The sequence below is a fragment of the Paraburkholderia sp. genome (assembly GCF_034668105.1).
Classification (GTDB): Bacteria; Pseudomonadota; Gammaproteobacteria; order Burkholderiales; family Burkholderiaceae; genus Paraburkholderia.
In genome coordinates, this window is record NZ_JAXDPY010000399.1 from 1 (window position 1) to 3915 (window position 3915).

A 3915-nucleotide genomic window follows, 5' to 3' on the forward strand; every position below is an offset into this window, starting at 1 on the left:
ACACCCTCGCAAACTGAGCCCCATACCCCACAACCCACACCCAAGCCACTGAAGGTGGCGCTCGATCCATTACGCCCATGAAGTAACGCCGCCCGGCCTCCAATCGGACGGCGTTATTCTCCAGAACCAGTGTCGGCTCCCACGCGTCGTCATTCGGGAATGACCTGCGACGATAAGTTTGTTGACTCGTAACCGCAAAATATTACAATTTACTAACACAACCATCCACTGAAAAGCGCTGCGCGCAGCAAGCAGAACCCAAATTGATGAGGCGTTAAAGCTCTCAAGGCGGGTATGCGCCTCTTTCTGCAACTCAAAGACAATAGACAAACCAGATCCGAAAATAAATCCGGCCTTATATCAGGGCGGTAATTTAACAAGGTTTTGGCCTTGTTAACCCCGGCGTTTATTCAGGCGCATATTAGCTCCCTATGGAGGCCGAATTATGAAATACCCAATACTGAAAACAATTCGTCGGTCCGATTTTAGTGAATTTTTCTGCAATTGGATACGAAAGAAAATTTTCATGGTATTTCTTAATATCACGCTCGCATCAAGTGTTCTCGTGCCGTGTGGTGCTCACGCAATCGTAGCCGGTGGCATGGCGAGCATTTATAGAACCTGGCCACAAGTATCCGGTGGATACACCGATATGGAATTCTTTATAACGGTGACAAAGGCGCCGGGATTCAATGGTAGAACCTACTGGGCACATCAATGGAGTTACACCGGCACTCGGGACGGCGGTTACGTTGGCCTTCAGAGTCGCAGCGGAAATGACAAGGCCCTGAATTTTTCAATCTGGGGAGCGACCGGATGGCGAGCGGCGACCGGGGCTAATTGCTCGCATTTCGGTCATGAAGGTAGCGGAGTGCAATGCTGGATAAAATTCTCCTGGGAGGAAGGCGTCACATATCGAATAAAAGTGGCGAAGTCCGGTACCGATGGCTGGACCGCATCCATCAAAAATCCTCGAACCGGGCAGGTCACAACGGTTGCAACCATAGTTGTGCCGTCAAACTACGGCGGGCTAAAAGGTCTCGTGGAGTGGGTCGAGAATTTTGCTCAAGGTAACGAACAATACTCGGCGTGTTCGAAAATTCCGGAAGCCATTGCGGTATACGGCGTACCACGGGCGAATGGCGGAACAATAACGCCTACCAGTAGCAGTTCGAATACTTATGGGAATTGTGCTTCAATCGCCAAGGCTATCTGCACAACAGAACAGGTATGCACCTTGAGCGCCAATCCAGGCCCACCGTTCGTGCGGAAGCACTTGCAAAATAGTGCCAATCTTTACTGTCTGGACATGCTGGGCGGGGGGCTGCAAGCAGGGCTATGGGAATGTCTCGGTGATAACGCAAATCAGATCCTGACCCAGGATGATAACTACAGGCTTCGCCTGTCCAGTAATACGGGACTGTGCCTGGCTGCGGACGCAAACAAGCGGGTTATAACAGCGAACTGCAACAATAGCGCCCAACAGCAGTGGCTTAAGGTCAACCGAACTCAAGCATACTTTAACGCCGGAACAGGGCTATGCATGGATTCGACCGACAATGGCAATCTCAATGCGTCGATCCGTGTGCACCCATGCCTCGAGAACAATTTTCAGCGTTGGAGAAGTCTGATACCTGATTGAGGGCGACCTGGATTCAGGGATATGCGCAGCCTCAGGGACTCACGATAGCTGTCTTTCATTGTTGCCCGCGGACACGCACGGTTACATCGAGACGCTCAACCAGATTTATCCGGGCCTATAAAGCAGAACGGCGCGGAGTTCATCCGCGCCGTTCTCGTTACGCCTCTGTGGTATCAAACCACCGGCATCGCTGCCTATTCGACTTCAACCGCTTCCGGATTCGGATTACGCGGCGCCGGATGCTCGTCGAAGGTCAACTGCACCTTGTCTTCCGCATCCACGTCGACCGTCACGCGACCACCGTTCATGAGCTTGCCGAACAGCAACTCATCGGCCAGCGCACGACGGATCGTGTCCTGGATCAGACGCTGCATCGGCCGCGCGCCCATCAGCGGATCGAAACCGTGCTTGGCGAGATGCTTGCGCAGCGCGTCGGTGAAGAGCGCATCGACCTTCTTCTCGTGCAACTGATCTTCCAGCTGCATGAGGAACTTGTCGACCACGCGCATGATGATTTCCTCATCAAGCGAGCGGAAGCTGATCGTTGCGTCCAGACGGTTACGGAACTCCGGCGTGAACATGCGCTTGATGTCGACCATTTCGTCGCCGGTTTCCCGACGATTCGTGAAGCCGATCACCGACTTGCCCATTGCCTCGGCACCCGCATTCGTCGTCATGATGATGATGACGTTGCGGAAATCCGCTTTGCGACCGTTGTTATCTGTCAACGTGCCGTGGTCCATCACCTGCAGCAGCACGTTGTAGATGTCCGGATGCGCCTTCTCGATTTCGTCGAGCAGCAGCACGCAATGCGGCTTCTTCGTGACGGCCTCGGTCAGCAAACCGCCCTGGTCGAACCCGACGTAGCCCGGCGGCGCGCCAATCAAACGGCTCACCGCATGACGCTCCATGTATTCCGACATGTCGAAGCGGATCAACTCGATCCCCAGCGTGAACGCCAGTTGCTTCGCCACTTCAGTCTTGCCGACGCCCGTGGGGCCGGAGAACAGGAAGGCGCCGATCGGCTTATCCAGTTTGCCGAGACCCGCACGCGCCATCTTGATCGCGGCCGACAGCGCGTCGATGGCCGGGTCTTGCCCGAACACCACGCTCTTCAGATCGCGATCCAGCGTTTGCAGCTTGCTGCGATCGTCTTGCGACACGCTTTGCGGCGGGACACGGGCGATCTTCGAGATGATTTCCTCGATCTCGTTCTTGCCGATGGTCTTCTTCTGCTTCGACTTCGGCAGGATGCGTTGCGCCGCGCCTGCTTCGTCGATCACGTCGATCGCCTTGTCCGGCAGATGACGATCCGTAATGAAGCGGGCCGACAACTCAGCCGCCGCCGACAGCGCACCCGACGAATACTTCACGCCGTGATGCTCTTCGAAGCGCGACTTCAGGCCGCGCAGGATCGCCACCGTCTGTTCGACGGTCGGCTCGGTCACGTCGACCTTCTGGAAACGGCGCGACAATGCCGCGTCTTTTTCGAAGATGCCGCGATATTCGGTGAACGTGGTCGCGCCGATGCACTTGAGCGTGCCCGACGACAACGCCGGCTTCAGCAGATTCGATGCGTCCAGCGTGCCGCCCGACGCGGCGCCCGCGCCGATCAGCGTATGGATTTCGTCGATGAACAGGATCGCGTGCGGACGTTCCTTCAATTCCTTGAGCACCGTCTTCAGGCGTTGTTCGAAGTCACCGCGATACTTGGTGCCGGCGAGCAACGCGCCCATGTCGAGCGAATACACCTGCGCATCGGCCAGAATATCCGGCACTTCGCCGCGCGTAATGCGCCACGCGAGTCCTTCGGCGATCGCCGTCTTGCCCACGCCGGCCTCACCGACCAGTAGCGGATTGTTCTTGCGGCGGCGGCACAGCACCTGGACCACGCGCTCGACTTCCGACTCGCGCCCGATCAGCGGATCGATGCGGCCGTCTTTCGCCATCTGGTTCAGGTTCTGCGTGAACTGGGCGAGCGGTGTTTCCTTCTGCGCGGCGGCTTCGTCGGACTCGGCGTTCGCGTCGCTCGCTTTCGCGGCGTCGGTGCTGCTGGTCTTGGCGATACCATGCGAGATGAAATTCACCACGTCCAGACGCGTCACGCCCTGCTGTTGCAGGTAGTACACCGCATGCGAGTCCTTCTCGCCGAAGATCGCGACCAGCACATTCGCGCCGGTCACTTCCTTCTTGCCATTCGAGGTGGATTGCACATGCATGATCGCGCGCTGGATCACACGCTGGAAACCCAGCGTGGGCTGCGTGTCGACGTC

Annotated in this window: 2 protein-coding genes; one reads left to right on the forward strand and one right to left on the reverse strand. The window is 56.9% G+C overall.

Annotated features, from left to right (window positions below; all coding sequences use genetic code 11):
• Positions 1–445 precede the first annotated feature (445 nt).
• A complete protein-coding gene (locus QOC89_RS17850) occupies positions 446–1642 on the forward strand; it encodes an RICIN domain-containing protein (RefSeq protein ID WP_323046234.1) in 1197 nt (398 codons plus the stop codon).
• A gap of 194 nt (positions 1643–1836) precedes the next feature.
• Here the strand turns inward: QOC89_RS17850 and clpA are convergent.
• Positions 1837–3915 (reverse strand): ATP-dependent Clp protease ATP-binding subunit ClpA (gene clpA / locus QOC89_RS17855; RefSeq protein WP_323046235.1); only part of this gene is annotated, 2079 nt, incomplete at its 5' end.

What these genes read in the sequence shown, in the direction of transcription:
- QOC89_RS17850 (WP_323046234.1), top strand. Translation starts at nt 446, where the DNA reads ATGAAATACCCAATACTGAAAACAATTCGTCGGTCCGATTTTAGTGAA.